This window comes from Bradyrhizobium macuxiense (assembly GCF_001542415.1).
GTDB classification, from domain to species: Bacteria; Pseudomonadota; Alphaproteobacteria; order Rhizobiales; family Xanthobacteraceae; genus Bradyrhizobium; species Bradyrhizobium macuxiense.
This window is the reverse complement of record NZ_LNCU01000043.1, coordinates 1-15834: the sequence shown is the minus strand read 5'-3', so window position 1 is coordinate 15834 and position 15834 is coordinate 1. Positions and strand designations below refer to the sequence as shown.

The window sequence follows — 15834 nt, the reverse complement described above, 5'->3', positions numbered from 1 at the left end:
CGGGCAGATATGTCAGGAGCAACGTCGCGACGAGGGAGGCTCGAAACCGCATTTTTTTCACTTCGGGTGTTTGGCGGGCTCCGACTTCTAGCACAGGCTGGTACGACCCAACCAAGGCCCGTTCGAGATGAACAGACCTGGGCGCATCGCCGATCTGATCCTCGATTCATCGGTCAAGTTTCGTTGCACGCTCTGATTCTGATGACCAGTGGCAGAAAAAATATGCCGGCGGACGACGTGCTTCGGCCCTTCCGCGGATTGACTCGATGAGAACAAAATAGGAACATCAGTCTCTCAACCGATCCGGACAGCGCTCCCATGACCTCCGCACAGCCCCAATCTGATGACGATGACGGGCTGGAGGCGGCCGTCGATCAGGCGATTGCAGCCTGCGGCGGGGACATGCGCTCGACCATCCGGGCGCTGATTGTTGCCAATGAATTTCTGGAGAATGAGGTCGGCGAGCTGATGAAAGCGGTCTCGCATGCCTATTCGCGCGGCCGCTTCAAGACCTATTCGGGCTGAAATACCTCTCAGGCTACCGCCAGGGGCCGGCCAGGGTCGCGATTAGACCGTTGCCTCCGGGACGTTTTGCTGTACCACGGACTGGTGACGCCCAATCACCCGTGCCAGATTGCGCGGGGAGGATCCTGCCAAGTCGAACAATCCAAAGCCCAAGCAAGAAGAGCATGTTCAAACGAATTCTGATCGCCAACCGCGGCGAGATCGCCTGCCGGGTCATCAAGACTGCGCGCCGTATGGGGATTGAGACGGTCGCCGTCTATTCCGAGGCCGACCGCGACGCGCTGCATGTCGAGATGGCGGACGAAGCCGTGCTGATCGGCCCGCCGGCCGCGGCCGAAAGTTATCTTTTGATCGACAAGATCGTCGAGGCCTGCCGCAAGACCGGCGCCGAAGCCGTGCATCCCGGCTACGGCTTCCTGTCCGAGCGGGAGGCATTTCCGCGCGCGCTGGAGGCCGCCGGCATCGTGTTCATCGGCCCGAACCCTGGCGCCATCGCCGCGATGGGCGACAAGATCGAATCCAAGAAGGCCGCCGCCAAGGCCAAGGTCTCCACCGTACCGGGCCATCTCGGCGTCATCGAGGACGACAGGCACGCGGTGCAGATCGCGGACGAGATCGGTTACCCCGTGATGATCAAGGCCTCCGCCGGCGGCGGCGGCAAGGGCATGCGCATCGCGCATTCGAAGGCGGAAGTCGCCGAAGGCTTCAACCTCGCCAAGGCCGAAGCCAAATCGTCGTTCGGCGACGACCGCGTCTTCATCGAGAAATTCATCGTCGATCCCCGGCACATCGAAATCCAGGTGCTTGGCGACAAGCATGGCAACGTGATCTATCTCGGCGAGCGCGAATGCTCGATCCAGCGCCGCAACCAGAAGGTCATCGAGGAGGCGCCGTCGCCGCTGCTCGACGAGACCACCCGNCCCGCCGCAAGATGGGCGAGCAGGCGGTCGCACTCGCCAAGGCCGTGAACTACGATTCGGCCGGCACCGTGGAATTCGTCGCTGGCCAGGACAAAAGCTTCTACTTCCTGGAGATGAATACGCGCCTGCAGGTCGAGCATCCCGTCACCGAACTGATCACCGGCATCGACCTTGTCGAGCAGATGATCCGCGTCGCGGCCGGCGAGAAGCTCTCGATCGCGCAGAAGGACGTCACGCTGACCGGCTGGGCGGTGGAATCGCGCGTCTATGCCGAGGATCCGTTCCGCAACTTCCTGCCGTCGATCGGACGCTTGGTGAAGTACCGGCCGCCAGCCGAAGCCAGCCATGACGGCGTCACGATCCGCAACGACACCGGCGTGCAGGAGGGCGGCGAGATCTCGATCCATTACGATCCGATGATCGCCAAGCTCGTCACCCACGCGCCGTCGCGCGCAGCCGCGATCGAGGCGCAGGCGACCGCGCTCGATGCGTTCTTTGTCGACGGCATCAGGCACAATATCCCGTTCCTGTCGGCCCTGATGAACCACCCGCGCTGGCGCGAGGGGCGGCTCTCGACCGGCTTCATCGCGGAGGAATTTCCGAAGGGATTTTCGGCGCGTCCGCCGGAAGGCGAAATCGCACGGCGGCTGGCCGCGGTGGGCGCCGCGATCGATCACGTGCTGGGCGAACGCAAGCGGCAGATCTCCGGCCAGATGGGCGGTCGGCTGGTGCAGCGGGAGCGTCGCCGCGCGGTCTGGCTCGATCGCGAAGAGATCGCGCTCGACGTCGCTCGCGAAGCCGACGCGATTGCGGTGCGTTTCATCGGTGCCGACGGGCTGCCCGGCAATCCGCACAATCTCGTGTCGAGCTGGGCGCCGGGCGAGCCGGTCTGGCAGGGCACGATAGACGGCAATTTCGTCGCGCTACAGGTGCGCGCGATCAACAACGGTTTCCGCCTCGCGCATCAGGGCTACGAGGTGCCGGTCTACGTCTTCACCGAGACCGAAGCGACGTCCGCGCGGCTGATGCCGGTGGTTTCGGCGGCCGACACCGGCAAGAAACTGCTGTGTCCGATGCCTGGCCTCGTGGTGTCGATCGCGGTGACCGAGGGGCAGGAGGTCAAGGCCGGCGAGACGCTGGCCGTGGTCGAAGCCATGAAGATGCAGAACGTGCTGCGCGCCGAACGTGACGGCACGGTGAAGAAGATTCACGCCGCCGCCGGTGCCACATTGGCGGTCGATGCGTTGATCCTGGAGTTCGCCTAAAGCTCCGCCTTCAGAAGGCATCGGCGGCGAAGTCGCCGCTGGTGTCATCGCAAGGATGAATAAGGAGTCCCTGACATGGCCTTCCGCAAACGCCGCGAAGCACTGCGATCGATCCTCAATGGATCGACGTGCATCCGTCCGGGCTCGGTCTATGACGCGACATCGATCCGGATCGCCGAGGATCTCGGTTTCGAGCTCGGCATGTTCGGCGGCTCGGTGGCGTCGCTGGCCGTGCTTGGTGATCCCGACATCGCGCTGATCACGCTGACGGAGCTTGCCGAGCAGGTGCGTCGGATGTCGCGTGCCTCGACTCTGCCGTTCCTCGTCGATGCCGACCATGGCTACGGCAACGCGCTCAATGTCCGCCGCACCGTGCAGGAGCTTGAAGCCGCAGGCACCGCGGGCCTCACTATTGAGGACACGCTGCTGCCGCAGGCGTTCGGCCAGGCCAAGACACAGCTGATTTCGCTGGAAGAGGGCGTCGGCAAGATGAAGGCGGCGCTGGATGGCCGCAGCGACCCGTCGCTCGTCATCATGGGACGCACCGGGGCTGTCTCGATCACAAATCTCGACGACGCGATTGCGCGCGCCAAGGCCTACGAGGCGGTCGGCGTCGATGCGCTGTTCTTCACCGGTATCAAGTCGCGCGGCGAGCTCGAGGCGCTCTCGGCCGCGACTAGGTTGCCGATCGTGCTCGGCGGCGCGCCGGAGGAGATGACCGCACCGGACTATCTCGCGGACCAGCGGGTCAGGATTGCACTGCAGGGCCACGCGCCGTTCGCGGCCGCGACGCAGGCCGTCTACGAGACGCTGAAGGCGCTGCGCGACGGCACCTCGCCGAAGAATCTGAAGGGCATCGCCTCGTCCGAACTCACCGGCCGTGCGATGCGCGAGGCCGAGACCAAGGCGCGCAGCGGCGAATTCCTTGGCCTGAAAAAGTGAGCGACGCGATCCGCCACGTCACTGTCACCGGCCGCGTCCAGGGCGTCGGCTACCGCGCATGGGTCGAGGAGCAGGCGACGTCGCGCAGCCTTGAAGGCTGGGTCCGCAATCGCCGCGACGGCGCCGTTGAGGCGGTGTTTTCAGGGCCGGAGGACGTCGTTGCGGACATGCTCACGTCCTGCCGGCGCGGGCCGATCTCGGCCCGGGTCGCGGCCGTGCAGGCCGAGACCGGCAATTCCGATCTTCTGAACCTTCGTCGGGCAGGGGAGCGGTTCTCGGTGTTGCCGACGGTGTAACGCGGCGCCTTACGCGACAGCCGAGATCACCAGCGCCTGGATCTGTCCGTCGATCGCTCCTGTGCCAAAACGTCGGGCCAGAGCCTCTGCGGCACTCCTCGTCGCGGCCTCGAGAGCAGATGCGCCGTGCTTCTCGATCTCGCCGCGCATCGGCGTGCCCTGACAGTAGGCGATGGCCGGATCCTGCGCCGACGCCGCGCGGCTCCGATGCGTAATCGTCTCGATCGCGATGTCCTTGAATCCTGCTGCAGTCAGGTCGGCGCGAATGCGCGCTGGGTCGTGGTAGCCATGCGGTGTGCGAGCCAGGAAGAGCGGAGGGTTGTTCGGGTACATCGTCCACGTTGTCTGGACCACGACATCCGCAAACTCGTTCTCCTCGATCCTGTCCCAGACATTGAACAGAAAGCGTCCACCAGGCCGGAGCACCCGGTGGGCTTCGGCATAGCCCTTGACCCGGTCGGGAAAGAACATCGCGCCAAACTGGCAGGCGACGATATCGAATCTTGCATCCTCAAACGGCAGCGCCAGCGCGTCGGCCTGTCGCCACGTGATGTCCGGCCGATGCGGCATCCGCGATCTCGCGCGCGCAAGCATTGGCTCGTTCAGGTCGGTCGTGACGATCCGGGTGTTGGAGCCGAGCTCCGATGCCAGCGCACGCGTCGCCGCACCGGTGCCCGCGGCCGTCTCAAGCAGGTCATGCGGACCAAAGCTCTTGGCGCGCTGCGCCAGATCGCGTGCGTAGGGCTCAAAGATCATCGGTACGAGGAGCCGGTCGTAAAGTTCTGGAATGGACCCAACGAACTCCTTGTCGGATGCTGGCATGGCGCAATCTCCTTGGCGACCGTGGACCAGGCTCACATTGAAACCCGGCGTGCGGCCTAAAAAATCTGTCCACCCGGATCAGCTTGGACGAGGGCCCCGGCCGCAACAAAGGAAAACTTGCCACCTGCGACAACAGCACTTTGCGGCGCGCGTCACATAAGTCAGGAGACCTGCCGCATCGCGAGCGCTTGCCGGCGGCGCTGGCAGCGCTTGACTTCTACTCCGTTCAATCAGATATTTCTGTCATGACAGAAATAACCGCCAAGAAGAAACTTCCCGCCGCCGTCGAGCGCTTCATCCTGCATTGGGGCGACATGGGCGACGAGTGGGGGGTCAACCGCTCGGTCAGCCAGATCCACGGGCTGCTCTATCTGGCGGAAGCGCCGATGACGGCGGAGGCCATTGCCGACACGCTCGGCATGGCGCGCTCCAACGTTTCCAACTCGATCAAGGAATTGCTGTCCTGGGGCCTGATCCGGCGCGTGCCGATCCTCGGCGACCGCCGCGACCACTTCGAAGCCGAGACCGACATCTGGGAGGTCGCCGCAAAGATCGCTGCCGGCCGCAAGGAGCGCGAGATCGATCCGGCGCTCGCAGCCTTGCGGGCCTGCGTCTCCGATGCGGCCGATGACCCGACGATCAACGCGGTCGCGAGCAAAAGGCTGAAGGAGATGCTCGCTTTCACCGAGCTCGCCGACCGCTGGTACACGCAGATGCTGAACGTGCCGCGGCCACGCCTGGTCGCGCTGATCAAGCTCGGCGAGAAGATCGTGAGTTTCCTGCCCACAGGCAGAGCCAAATAGCGGCGGTGACGTAACGGGAGCGTGCGATGGCGTCAGCAAGAAGATCCAGTCTCAAGATCTCGCCCGCTTCCGATAGAAAACTGCTCGACGATCATCGCTTCCGCGCATTGCTGCCGGACGAAGATTGGGGCCGCCTGCCGGTCGCTATCTGGCGCCGATTTTCAAAGCGCTTCGAAGATGGCAGCACCGTAGTCTATGTCGGCGAAGTCAAGGAGGCCTGGTCCAGCCGGATCGGGTGGTGGGTGGGGCAGGCCGCGCGCCTGATCGGCGGTCCGCTGCCGACGGGCGCAGAGACCGGCGTGCCGATGATCGTCACAGTCACCGAGGACGCGGCAAGCGGAGGCCAGATCTGGACCCGCATCTGCGCGCGCCGCGACGGATTTCCGCAGGTCATTCATTCCGCCAAGCGCTTTGCCGGACCGACCTGCCTCGAGGAATATGTCGGCTTCGGCGTCAGCATGGCGCTGCGGATCGCAGTCGAGCGGGAGGCGCTGGTGTTTCACAGCGTCGGCTATTCGCTGCAGCTCGGCTCGATGCGGATCGGGCTGCCTGCATGGCTCACGCCCGGCGATCTTACTGTGACCCATGCAGATCTCGGCGGCGATGACTTCCGCTTTACGCTCGAGATCATCCACCCGCGTTTTGGCCGGCTGATCCGTCAGTCTGTCGTGTTCAGGGAGGCCTCGTCATGACGCCGCTGCTTTGGACCCTGGTTGCCATCCAGATCGCGATGGGTGCCTTCGACACCTTCTATCACCATGAGTTCACCGAGCGGCTGGCCTGGCGTCCGTCGCAGCGCCACGAGCTCCAGCTGCACAGCGTGCGGAACATGCTCTATGCGCTGTTGTTCCTCGTGCTCGGCTGGCTGGAGGTGCATGGCATCCTCGCGATGGCGATCATGGCTGTGTTGGCCGTGGAGGTCGTCATCACGTTGATGGATTTCGTCGAGGAAGACCTGAGCCGGAAGCTGCCGCCCAGCGAACGGATCAACCACACGCTGCTTGCGCTCAACTATGGCGCCATCCTCGTGCTGCTGCTGCCGGTCCTGATCGGCTGGGCGATGCAGCCGACCGGAGTCGCGCTGGCATATGCGGGTCTCTTGAGCGTCTTCGCGACGGCCGCGGCTGCCGGTGCTGCCCTGTTCGGTGCACGGGATTTCGCCGCCGCCAGGCGCCTGGGTCGGATGACCGGCGTGCCTGCGGCAAATCTGGTCGAGAAGTTGCCCGCGCGGCAGACTGTGCTTGTCACCGGCGCGACCGGCTTCATCGGCAGCCGGCTCGTCGCGAGCCTCACCGCGTCGGGTCATCAGGTGATCGCGTTGATCCGCAATCCGGCCAAGGCCGACATGCTGCGGCCGCCGATCACGCTGATCACGAGCCTTCACCAGTTGCCGGCCGACACCAGGATCGACGCGATCGTCAATCTCGCGGGCGAGCCGATCGGCAATGGCCTGTGGACCGATGCGAAGCGTCGCAAGATCATCGCGTCGCGCGTCGCCATGACCTCCGATGTCGTCGCGCTGATTGCACGGCTCGAGCGCAAGCCGTCGGTGCTGGTGAATGGATCAGCCATCGGCTGGTACGGGCTGTGGCAGGATCAGGTGCTCACTGAATCGGCGAAGTCGCATGCCTGCTTCAGCCACGAGCTGTGCGAAGCGTGGGAGAACGCGGCCAAGCCCGCCGGCGATCACGGCGTGCGGGTGGTGTACTTGAGGATCGGCCTCGTGATCGGAGCCGATGGCGGCTTCATCACGCGGATGCTGACGCCGTTCGAATTCGGGCTCGGCGGTCCGCTCGGCTCGGGCAAGCAGTGGATGTCGTGGATCGAGCGCGACGATCTGGTACGCCTCATCGCGCATGTGATCGCCAGGTCCGAACTGTCAGGTCCGATCAATGCGACTGCGCCAATTCCCGTGACCAATACGAAGTTCACGGAGGAGCTGGGACGCCGCCTGCATCGGCCGGCGATCTTCCGCGTTCCCGCCGCGCTGCTGCGGGTCGTCGGCGGGGACTTCGCCGAAGAACTCCTGCTCGGCGGCCAGCGCGTGCTGCCGAACAAGGCGCTCAGCAACGGCTTCGTGTTTCGGCACGAGACGCTGCGCAGCGCATTCGAGGCAATCTTGTGAGTGCTACGCTGTTGCGGCGACGCTGCGAAACGTCGCCGCAAGTGTTCGCAACGCCGCCAGCTTGGCGGGATCGCTGATCTTCGAATGCAGCATCACCTTTGACGCGCCGAGACGCGGCAGCTTGTGGGACGGTCCGACATCGATCAGGCCCGCGGGCGCGATGCGCCGAGCGAGCGGCGCGACGGCGAGACCAGCGAGCGCCGCGGCGGTTACTGCCGTGACGCCGCCGCCGACGAAGCTTTCGTTCCAGTCGATGCCGGCCTTGTCGAGTGCGCGAACCGCCAGGGCCCGGACGCCGCAGGGCGGCGCCAATGTCGCGAGCGGCAGCGCATCGCCGCGCGGCCACACGAAGCGCTTGGTTGCGAACCAGCCGAATTGGTCCTCGGCCAGTTTCTCGCCGCCGCGACGGCTGCCTTCCTGGCGCACGATCACGGCGTCGAAATCGCCGGCATCGTAGGCATCAAGCATGGTGCGCGAGAAGCCGATGGTCACCGCGAGCGCAAGCCGTGAGGCCATCGCATGCAGCCGCTCCAGCAGCGGTACCAACTCGGGGCCTGCGGCGTGATCGCTGATCCCGAGCGTGAGTTGCTGCCGCGCCGGCGTCTCGCCCGACAGCGCACGGTCATGTGCTTCGATCAGCGCGCGGGCGTGGGGAAGGAATGCTGAGCCGTCGGCGGTCAGCCGCACCGCGCGCGGCGAGCGCTCGACCAGCCGCTTGCCGAGCACGGTTTCGAGCCGCTGCAGTTTCATGCTGATCGCGGCCTGCGTGGTGCCGAGCGCCTCGGCAGCGCGGGTGAAGCCTTGCAGCTCAGCGACAAGGAGGAAGGCGTGCACGGTGTCGATGTCGAGCGTCGTCATCAATGATCAACAATTCTTATCACTGCTAATAGAATAGATAATATGCAAAGATGATGGGAGAAGGTCTAGCTAGGGGATGCGCGGTTCACTCGCGCCAACGGAATTCAAGGAGACTGAACATGCCCCTCATCACCGTCACCTATGCGACCTCCCGCCAGACGGCCACGCTGAAGTCCGACATCGCCGCCGCGGTGTCGGAGCTCACGGCCGGGATCCTGCACAAGGATCCGAAGGTCACCGCGATCATCGTCAAGTCGGCTGACGCTGCCGACTGGTTCGCCGGCGGCAAGTCGCTCGCCGAGCAGAAACTCGCGAGCTACTGGCTCGATATCCACGTTACCGAAGGCACCAACACCAAGGACGAGAAGGCGGCCTATCTCGCAGCTCTCTTCAAGCGGATGGGCGAACTGCTCGGCCCGCTGCACACCGAGAGCTACGCCCATGTCGACGAGGTGAAGGGTGACGCCTACGGCTTCGGCGGCCTGACCCAGGAGCGGCGCTACATCGCCGGCAAGCTCGAGGTTGCGCCGCAGAAGGCCGCGTAACGCGTCCGGTTAGATCGTCGCTTCCGGCAGGCGCGCCTCGGTGTCCCCGAACACTTCGGCGAACGCCTGCCGGAGCGCGATATCGACATCCGCCGTGGTCACCGGCAGCCCGAGGTCGACCAGCGACGTGACGCCATAGCGCGGATCGACCACGCCGCAGGGCACGATCGCCTGAAAGTGGGAGAGGTCGGGCTCGACGTTGATCGCGATGCCGTGGAAGGAGACCCAGCGCCGAAGCCGGACCCCGATCGCGGCGATCTTGTCCTCGTGGCCCGGTCCCTTGCCCGGGCGCCTGACCCAGACCCCGACACGGTCCTCGCGGCGCTCGCCGCGGACATTGAAGGCCGCGAGCGTGCGGATGATCCATTCCTCAAGCGAGGCGACATAGGCGCGCACGTCCGGCCGGCGCCGCTTCAGGTCGAGCATCACATAGGCGACCCGCTGGCCGGGACCGTGATAGGTCACCTGGCCGCCGCGGCCCGTCTGAAACATCGGAAAGCGCGCCTCGAGCAGGTCGCCGGCCTTGCCGCTGGTCCCGGAGGTATAGAGCGGGGGGTGCTCCAGCAGCCACACCAGCTCCGGCGCGGTCCGATCCGCAATGGCGGCGACCCGGGCGTCCATGGCGCTGAGGGATTCGGGGTAGGGGACCGGGGCGTCCGAAATCCGCCATTCGACCGCGCCGCTGCCCGAGGGCAGGGCAAAGGTCGTCAAATCAAGGCTTTGGCGGTCGTTAACCATTAGCTAACCTTAACGTGGTCAGGTGAACCCACAATTTAGTTCCAGTTCGGCGGTTCAGAAGTGGCCACCCTCGATAAAGTCAGCGTCGACCTCATGGTGGTCCTCGGTACCACCACCATGCCCATCCACCAGGTAATGCGGCTCTCCCGCGGCGCCATCATCGAACTGGACGCCACCGAGGCCGACGAGGTCAAGATCCTCGCCAACAACCTCCCGGTGGCCAGTGGCGTCGTTCTGGTCGATCGCAACCGGATTGCGGTCGAGGTCAAGCAAATGCTGCCGAAATCCCCTGATGTTCGGTAGTTAATTCGTTCACGAATGCCTTGTCCCTGCATCCGTGATTTGTTACATCGCGCCGTCGATCCGGCGGCGCCCTAGGGTTCCAACCGGCATCCCAGCGCTCGTGGCGGAATTGGTAGACGCGCTGCCTTGAGGTGGCAGTGGGTAACACCGTGGGGGTTCGAGTCCCTCCGAGCGCACCATCACTCTCAGCACAATTTGCACTCCCAGCTCAATTTGGCCTGGCCTGACCGCGTTCCGGACCGGAATCGCGGGGCGCTCGGCCGGCTGCCGCGGCAATTATTGCGGCGGCGGGGGCGGTCGGTACCCATTCTGTAACACCGGTCGCGTAGCTTCCCGGACCCATGCCTAGCCCTTCCGGCGCTGCCGGCCGGATGCGGCTGATTCTCCCGATAGCAGAGGCCGCGAGCCAGCTTCACCCGGAGCGCCTGATGACGTTACTGAGCTACGCCTACCGAGTTTTGTCCAATTTCGTGTTCCTGGGGCTGGTCTATTTCAGTCTGAATTTCCTGGAGAGGTATGAGCAGCGCGCGACCGTCGCGATCCTGGTGCTGGTCTATGCGGCGATGCACGCGTTCTCAGCGCTGCGCTCCTTCTATTTCTTCCAGCGTATCGAGCGGCTGGAGGGCGAGACGCGCCGGCTGGCCCTGGCGGCGGGCGAGGGACCGAACTCGGCGGCCTCGCGCAAGCAGATCATCGGCGGCGTCACGGAGCTCAGGCACGCCGGCGAGATCAAGGCCTATATCGATCTGTTCTTCCTGGCGCTGGTGATTCTGCTCTGCATCGCCAAGATCGTGACCAACTAGTCCGGCACGCGCTGCTTGGGGACTGTCGTTGCCTCCGCGCGCGGCGATCGCTTCTTCAGGTTGGCAACCCGAACCGAGGTGCCTGGCTGCGCCGGAGCGGCGGCGTGCTGCGAGGGGAGCGGACCCTTGCCGCGGGGCACACCCGGCGGCTGATGTGTGGCCTGCTTCGGATGCTTCGCCTGACGTGCGGACACCGCCTGCGGCGTGCCGGGTGGTCCGACGTGATGGGCCGGGATGCGGGCTGCGAGCAGCGTCAAGCGGCGTGCTTCCGGTATCCTGAACACGCTTGCCGCCGGAATCGGCAGCGTCGCGACCGGCGCCGTCTGTGCAAGCTGCGGCAGCGGCCATTGCGTCTGGCGAAGCACGCCGATCCGCGCATGCTGCGCATGATCAATCACGTCGGCATCGCGCCAGTCCATGTCGGAGAACACCGGCGCCGGCAGCGTCTTCGTCGCGGTGTAGACGAAATTCGGAATCTTCGGCCAGCGCGTGGTCGCCACCGTCTCGGTCGGCGGATGCAAGTACCATTGCTGCGGCTCGGTCGGCGTTGCCGGCCGGTCCGGTGTCGCGGGCACGACGTGGACGATGCGGTAGCCGCGTGTCTTCAGCTCGTTCAGTATTCGCGGCAGCGCCGCGACGGTGCGCGGCTGAATGTCGTGCAGCAGCAGGATGCCGCGGCCCGTGGCCTCGATCCGCTGGATCGCGAGGTCGTAGACCCGCTGCGGCGAGATGTGGCGCCAGTCGTCGGCCGGGAAGTCCGCGCTCCAGACCTGGATGCCTTGCGACGCCAGATAGTCTTCGACGGCGGAGGCCCGCAGCAATCCGGGAATCCGGAAGAACGGCGCCAGCTTGCTCTTGTCGCCGTTCAGCGCGGCCAGTGTCGAGGCGATGCCGTCGTCGATTTCCTGCTTCGCCTTCTCGATCGGCATCTTGTTCATGGTCAGCGGGTGATTCTGGGTGTGCGTGCCGACAGTATGGCCGGCCGCGATCAGCTTGCGCACGCCTTCCGGATTGGCCCTGGCCTGGCTGCCGATGGTGAAGAAGGTCGCCTTGATGCACTGGCTGGCGAGGATGGCCAGGATCTGGTTGCTGTATTTCGGCAACGGTCCGTCGTCGAAGGTCAGCACCACCTCATGATCGTGCAGCGGCAGCGTCTCCGGATACTGCATCGTGCCGATCCGCGGATGCTCCCGGGGGTCGACGACGAGCGTTCGGGAGGTGCCGAGCGCGTTGGGGTTGCCGGGGCAGTCCGCGGCAAGCGCCGTCTGCGCCATGAAGCAGCCCAGCAAAGCCGCGCCCGTGGCGATCAATGACCGCTTCCGGAACCTCACCAGGACGCTAGCAAGCATAGAACCTCGGCCGCATTCCCAAACGAACTGACTATCCCTAACGGCGGCGCCATGAATGCTGCCTTAACGATCTGTAATCCGGCCTGGTCCCCCGGTTCAATGTGTCCGGTCGGAAACGGTCTTCTCGGCAGCGGGGACGATGTGCACCACGCGATAATTATGCTCGCGTAGATACCGTAAAAACGCCGGCAACATGTTATCCGTCCGCTGCTGCGGGTCATGCAGCAGTAAAATTCCCTTGTGAATGGTTTCCAGCCGCGCGGTCACCAGCTTCAGCTCTTCGTCGGGCGTCATCTTGTTCCAGTCGCTGGCCCAGAAGTCCGCGCCGAACACCGCAATACCGCGCTTTTCCAGGTGATCCAGCAGATCGGGCGTCGATTCGAAATAGGGGAAGCGGAAGAACGGCGTGCTGGGGATCGTGCTCGGAGTTCCGTGCAGGGCCTTTTCGACCGCAGCAATCCCCTGATTGATGTTGGCCTCGGCCTGGTCCAGCGGAAGCTTGTTGAGGTGCGGATGGTCCCAAGTGTGATAGCCGACGGTGTGGCCAAGGCGCGCGATCTTCCGCACCATCTCGGGATGGTCGGCCGCGTTGCGGCCGACCACGAAGAAGGTCGCCTTGACGCATTCCGCTGACAGCGCCGCGAGCACCTTGTCGGTGAATCCCGGCGACGGCCCGTCGTCGAACGTCAGAACGACCTCGTGGTCCTGCAGCGGCAGGGTCTGCGGAAAGCTCTTCAGCCCGACTCGCGGATAGGTCGCGGGATCGACCTCGAGCACGCGCGAGGTTCCGAGCGCGTCCTTGCGCGGACAGTCGGCGGCGGCGTGCGCGGGCCCGGTCAAGGCGATCGGCGCAAGCGCGACGAGCAGGGCAACGACATGCGGGAGGAATCGTTCGTTGAACATATTTCTCATTGCGGAGGCCCCCGCCGGTTAGGTAATCCGGTGCGCACTACTCAGACCAATTTCTCCAGCCCTGTCAAACCCGGCGAGATACGGAATGGCCGAGGACATCGACGTTGCCCGTCCCGAGCAGACGGGTGTGCTCGACCGCATGCCGATGCGGGACGAGGAGGGCCGGCTCCGCCACGAGTTCGTCGAGGAGATCGCTCACGCCATCCAGGCTGCCGACCGCCCGTTGCTGTGCGAGGTGGTGGCGGAACTGCACGAGGCCGATCTCGGCGATCTGATCGAGGCGCTCGCGCCCGAGGATCGCGTTGCCCTTGTCGAGATCACAGGAACCGATTTCGACTTCTCCGCACTCAACGAGGTCGACGAGACCGTCCGTGAGGAGATCCTCGAGGAACTCGAGCCGGAGACCGTTGCCGAAGGTGTTCGCGAGCTCGAATCCGACGATGCCGTCGAGCTGCTCGAGAGCCTCGACGAGGAGGACCAGGAACAGATCCTGGAGAAATTGCCGCCCGCCGAGCGCGAGGACATCGAGCGCAGCCTGCTGTATCCGGAAAATTCCGCCGGGCGCCGGATGCAGACCGAGTTCATCTCGGTGCCGCCGTCCTGGACCGTCGGGCAGGCGATCGATTACCTCAGCGAGACGCCCGATTTGCCGGAGCGCTTCTACGAAATCTACGTGGTCGATGCCGACAGGCACTGGCTCGGCGCGGTGTCGCTGGACGTGCTGTTGCGCGCGCGCCGCCTGGTGCCGATCACCGAGGTGATCGAGGAAGACCGCCGCCGCATCTCCGCGCTGGAGGACCAGGAAGAGGTCGCGCGGATGTTCGGCAAATACAATCTGGTCGCAGCCCCCGTGGTCGACACCACCGATCGACTGGTCGGCGTGATCACCATCGACGACGTCGTCGACGTGATCGAGGAGGAGGCCGACGAGGACCTCAAGGCACTGGGCGGCGTCACCCACCCTGAAGAGCTCTCCGACACGGTCTGGACCATTGCCCGCGGCCGCTTCAACTGGCTGCTGGTCAATCTCGCCACCGCCTTCCTGGCGTCGTCGGTGCTCGGCCTGTTCGAGGGCCAGCTTGAGAAGATGGTGGCGCTTGCGGTGCTGGCGCCGATCGTGGCGAGCCAGGGCGGCAATGCCGCGACCCAGACCATGACGGTGGCGGTGCGCGCGCTCGCCACCCGCGAGCTCGGTTCCTACAACGCGCTGCGCGTGGTGCTGCGCGAAACCATGGTCGGGCTGGTGAATGGCATCGCCTTTGCTGTCATCACCGGCATCGCCGCCGTGGCCTGGTTCAAGATCCCCGGCCTCGGCATGGTGATCGGGCTCGCGATCATCTGCAATCTCGTCGCCGGCGCGCTCGGCGGCATCCTGATCCCGATGGTGCTGGAACGGGTGCGGGCCGATCCGGCTGTGGCCTCCGGCACGTTCGTTACGACCGTCACCGATGTGGTCGGCTTCTTCTCCTTCCTCGGCATCGCCACGCTGTGGTTCGGGCTGAAATAGCAGGGCGTTGTCGCGTGGCGCCGTGGCGGTCGGCGGCTCGCTTATCGTTAATCGAGCCTTAATCGCCTTCATCGAAAATGCCTCCATTCCCAGAGGGGGCCATCATGCAGCGCTTGCGGCTCAAGGCGGACGGACGGATCGTCGAATTGCGCGACGGGCAGGAAATCCCGCTCGCCCCAGCGCAGCCAGTGGCTGCGCCACCGTGCGCGGCACAGCCGGCAGTGCGCGACCTGCGTCGCCGGGCGCAACTCACCCAGCTCGAATTCGCCGCCAAGCTCGGCGTGCCCGTGGAAACCATCCGGAACTGGGAGCAGGGCAAGCGCGCCCCACGCGGACCGGCCCGCGCACTGCTCGCCGTGATCGCGCATTCGCCCGAGACGGTGTTTGCGGCGCTGTCGAGCGAGCCGACGGCGGCGTGAGGCGTCGCGGAGCGCTTCGCAATCATTGTGAGCCGATCGATCGCAATCATGCGCCACATCCACCGCCGTCGTCCCTGCGAAAGCAGGGACCCATACTCCGCGGCGGATGTTGTGGGTGGGACTCGTCGTTCGAGCTTCGCGCAACAATAGACATTCGTGGTTATGGATCCCTGCTTTCGCAGGGACGACACTGAGTGTGCTGAACCGCTGGTGAGTCATGCATTCGCATTCTCGCGACATGACCTGTCCGAGTCTTGTCTTTCGTTTCACCCTCCCCTCAAGCAGAGGGCGCAGGGAAAGCCGGGTGCCGATCGCACCCATGGGCCCTGTGCAATGAAAAAAGCACAGGGGGTAGGACCACAGGTGTAACCGGAGCAATCCGGCTTTCCCTGCGCGATGGTTTACGACTTATACGTGCTCCCCCCGGTGAGACTGGGCTTTTTTGTCACCGTCTTCACAACGCGCACCGCGCAATGCGAAAAGACACCTGCCACTAGCACTACTTTGGCAGATTATTGGATTTCCGCGATTTTTTAGGATTCCCGAATCAATTTTTCAATGATTCATGGGTGGTCGGCTCTTGGAGGGCTGACCATGGCGGGATGGGAAGACGAACTTGAACGCTGGCTGATGCCGTTCTTGGACCGGCTGGGTCATAAGACTCGGCAGCGGATGTGTCCTCTGTACGTTGCGGGACTGATC

The 15834-nt window shown here is 64.7% G+C and carries 17 protein-coding genes, 1 tRNA gene and 2 pseudogenes; 15 read left to right on the top strand and 5 right to left on the bottom strand.

The window, feature by feature from the left end; all coding sequences use genetic code 11:
• Nucleotides 1-318: 318 nt before the first annotated feature.
• From AS156_RS16080 to AS156_RS16065, 5 genes and pseudogenes are all read left to right on the top strand, one after another.
• Complete coding sequence (locus AS156_RS16080; RefSeq protein WP_066505971.1) at nt 319-525, top strand: hypothetical protein; 207 nt, start codon at nt 319-321, stop codon at nt 523-525.
• Between the two features lie 164 nt (nt 526-689).
• Nucleotides 690-1444 (top strand): annotated as a pseudogene (locus AS156_RS44415) (ATP-binding protein); the annotation flags it as partial.
• Nucleotide 1445: 1 nt separating this feature from the next.
• A partial coding sequence (locus tag AS156_RS44410) for an ATP-binding protein (RefSeq protein WP_245312843.1) occupies nt 1446-2710 on the top strand: 1265 nt, incomplete at its 5' end.
• 75 nt (nt 2711-2785) lie between these two features.
• Nucleotides 2786-3652: an isocitrate lyase/PEP mutase family protein gene (locus tag AS156_RS16070; protein ID WP_066505969.1), complete on the top strand. Its 867-nt coding sequence runs from the start codon at nt 2786-2788 to the stop codon at nt 3650-3652.
• Nucleotides 3649-3948 (top strand): acylphosphatase, encoded by a 300-nt coding sequence (locus AS156_RS16065; RefSeq protein ID WP_066505967.1) that lies wholly within the window; start codon nt 3649-3651, stop codon nt 3946-3948. The genes AS156_RS16070 and AS156_RS16065 overlap by 4 nt, the downstream gene beginning before the upstream one ends.
• Nucleotides 3949-3957: 9 nt before the next feature.
• Here AS156_RS16065 and AS156_RS16060 read toward each other — a convergent pair whose 3' ends face one another.
• Entirely contained in the window at nt 3958-4770 is an 813-nt protein-coding gene (locus AS156_RS16060) for a class I SAM-dependent methyltransferase (protein ID WP_066505965.1), read from the bottom strand.
• A 245-nt stretch (nt 4771-5015) separates the two neighbouring features.
• Here AS156_RS16060 and AS156_RS16055 point away from each other — a divergent pair, with 245 nt between their 5' ends.
• Genes AS156_RS16055 through AS156_RS16045 form a run of 3 tightly spaced genes read left to right on the top strand, consistent with a single transcriptional unit; the run spans nt 5016 to nt 7698 of the window.
• Nucleotides 5016-5573: a GbsR/MarR family transcriptional regulator gene (locus AS156_RS16055; protein WP_066506047.1), complete on the top strand. Its 558-nt coding sequence runs from the start codon at nt 5016-5018 to the stop codon at nt 5571-5573.
• 26 nt (nt 5574-5599) lie between these two features.
• A complete protein-coding gene (locus AS156_RS16050) occupies nt 5600-6265 on the top strand; it encodes a DUF4166 domain-containing protein (RefSeq protein ID WP_066505956.1) in 666 nt (221 codons plus the stop codon).
• Nucleotides 6262-7698: a TIGR01777 family oxidoreductase gene (locus tag AS156_RS16045; RefSeq protein ID WP_066505953.1), complete on the top strand. Its 1437-nt coding sequence runs from the start codon at nt 6262-6264 to the stop codon at nt 7696-7698. Before AS156_RS16050 ends, AS156_RS16045 begins: the two co-directional genes overlap by 4 nt.
• 3 nt (nt 7699-7701) lie before the next feature.
• Here AS156_RS16045 and AS156_RS16040 read toward each other — a convergent pair whose 3' ends face one another.
• Nucleotides 7702-8559, bottom strand: coding sequence for a LysR family transcriptional regulator (locus AS156_RS16040; protein WP_136626250.1), 858 nt, complete (start codon nt 8557-8559; stop codon nt 7702-7704).
• A gap of 116 nt (nt 8560-8675) precedes the next feature.
• Between AS156_RS16040 and AS156_RS16035 the strand changes: the two genes are divergently transcribed.
• Nucleotides 8676-9101, top strand: a complete 426-nt coding sequence (locus tag AS156_RS16035; RefSeq protein ID WP_066505942.1) for a tautomerase family protein — start codon at nt 8676-8678, stop codon at nt 9099-9101.
• 9 nt (nt 9102-9110) lie between these two features.
• On the opposite strand, the gene lipB is transcribed toward AS156_RS16035, so the two are convergent.
• Nucleotides 9111-9839 (bottom strand): lipoyl(octanoyl) transferase LipB, encoded by a 729-nt coding sequence (gene lipB, locus AS156_RS16030; protein WP_066505940.1) that lies wholly within the window; start codon nt 9837-9839, stop codon nt 9111-9113.
• Nucleotides 9840-9899: 60 nt separating this feature from the next.
• On the opposite strand from lipB, the gene AS156_RS16025 reads away from it, so the two are divergent.
• From AS156_RS16025 to AS156_RS16015, 3 genes are all read left to right on the top strand, one after another.
• Nucleotides 9900-10142 carry a FliM/FliN family flagellar motor switch protein gene (locus tag AS156_RS16025; RefSeq protein ID WP_066505938.1) on the top strand — a complete coding sequence of 81 codons (243 nt, stop codon included), beginning with the start codon at nt 9900-9902 and terminating at the stop codon, nt 10140-10142.
• Between the two features lie 94 nt (nt 10143-10236).
• Nucleotides 10237-10321: transfer RNA gene (locus AS156_RS16020), tRNA-Leu, on the top strand.
• 249 nt (nt 10322-10570) lie between these two features.
• Nucleotides 10571-10945, top strand: a complete 375-nt coding sequence (locus tag AS156_RS16015; RefSeq protein WP_066506044.1) for a hypothetical protein — start codon at nt 10571-10573, stop codon at nt 10943-10945.
• Here AS156_RS16015 and AS156_RS16010 read toward each other — a convergent pair.
• Together AS156_RS16010 and AS156_RS16005 are read right to left on the bottom strand one after the other, a co-directional pair.
• Nucleotides 10942-12294, bottom strand: a complete 1353-nt coding sequence (locus AS156_RS16010; protein WP_066505936.1) for a polysaccharide deacetylase family protein — start codon at nt 12292-12294, stop codon at nt 10942-10944. The genes AS156_RS16015 and AS156_RS16010 overlap by 4 nt on opposite strands.
• Nucleotides 12295-12390: 96 nt before the next feature.
• The gene (locus AS156_RS16005) at nt 12391-13197 is read right to left on the bottom strand and encodes a polysaccharide deacetylase family protein (protein ID WP_066505934.1); all 807 of its coding nucleotides are present in this window, start codon (nt 13195-13197) and stop codon (nt 12391-12393) included.
• Between the two features lie 94 nt (nt 13198-13291).
• Here AS156_RS16005 and mgtE point away from each other — a divergent pair, with 94 nt between their 5' ends.
• The 3 genes and pseudogenes from mgtE to AS156_RS42080 all read left to right on the top strand — a co-directional run.
• Nucleotides 13292-14713, top strand: coding sequence for a magnesium transporter (gene mgtE, locus AS156_RS16000; RefSeq protein WP_066505925.1), 1422 nt, complete (start codon nt 13292-13294; stop codon nt 14711-14713).
• Nucleotides 14714-14817: 104 nt separating this feature from the next.
• Nucleotides 14818-15132: a helix-turn-helix domain-containing protein gene (locus AS156_RS15995; RefSeq protein WP_066505922.1), complete on the top strand. Its 315-nt coding sequence runs from the start codon at nt 14818-14820 to the stop codon at nt 15130-15132.
• Nucleotides 15133-15690: 558 nt separating this feature from the next.
• A pseudogene (locus AS156_RS42080) lies at nt 15691-15834 on the top strand (IS701 family transposase); the annotation flags it as partial.

Coding starts and splice junctions, on each gene's coding strand:
- AS156_RS16080 (WP_066505971.1), top strand. CDS start 319: ATGACCTCCGCACAGCCCCAATCTGATGACGATGACGGGCTGGAGGCG.
- AS156_RS16070 (WP_066505969.1), top strand. CDS start 2,786: ATGGCCTTCCGCAAACGCCGCGAAGCACTGCGATCGATCCTCAATGGA.
- AS156_RS16060 (WP_066505965.1), bottom strand. CDS start 4,770: ATGCCAGCATCCGACAAGGAGTTCGTTGGGTCCATTCCAGAACTTTAC.
- AS156_RS16055 (WP_066506047.1), top strand. CDS start 5,016: ATGACAGAAATAACCGCCAAGAAGAAACTTCCCGCCGCCGTCGAGCGC.
- AS156_RS16050 (WP_066505956.1), top strand. CDS start 5,600: ATGGCGTCAGCAAGAAGATCCAGTCTCAAGATCTCGCCCGCTTCCGAT.
- AS156_RS16045 (WP_066505953.1), top strand. CDS start 6,262: ATGACGCCGCTGCTTTGGACCCTGGTTGCCATCCAGATCGCGATGGGT.
- AS156_RS16035 (WP_066505942.1), top strand. CDS start 8,676: ATGCCCCTCATCACCGTCACCTATGCGACCTCCCGCCAGACGGCCACG.
- lipB (WP_066505940.1), bottom strand. CDS start 9,839: ATGGTTAACGACCGCCAAAGCCTTGATTTGACGACCTTTGCCCTGCCC.
- AS156_RS16015 (WP_066506044.1), top strand. CDS start 10,571: ATGACGTTACTGAGCTACGCCTACCGAGTTTTGTCCAATTTCGTGTTC.
- AS156_RS16010 (WP_066505936.1), bottom strand. CDS start 12,294: ATGCTTGCTAGCGTCCTGGTGAGGTTCCGGAAGCGGTCATTGATCGCC.
- AS156_RS16005 (WP_066505934.1), bottom strand. CDS start 13,197: ATGTTCAACGAACGATTCCTCCCGCATGTCGTTGCCCTGCTCGTCGCG.
- mgtE (WP_066505925.1), top strand. CDS start 13,292: ATGGCCGAGGACATCGACGTTGCCCGTCCCGAGCAGACGGGTGTGCTC.
- AS156_RS15995 (WP_066505922.1), top strand. CDS start 14,818: ATGCAGCGCTTGCGGCTCAAGGCGGACGGACGGATCGTCGAATTGCGC.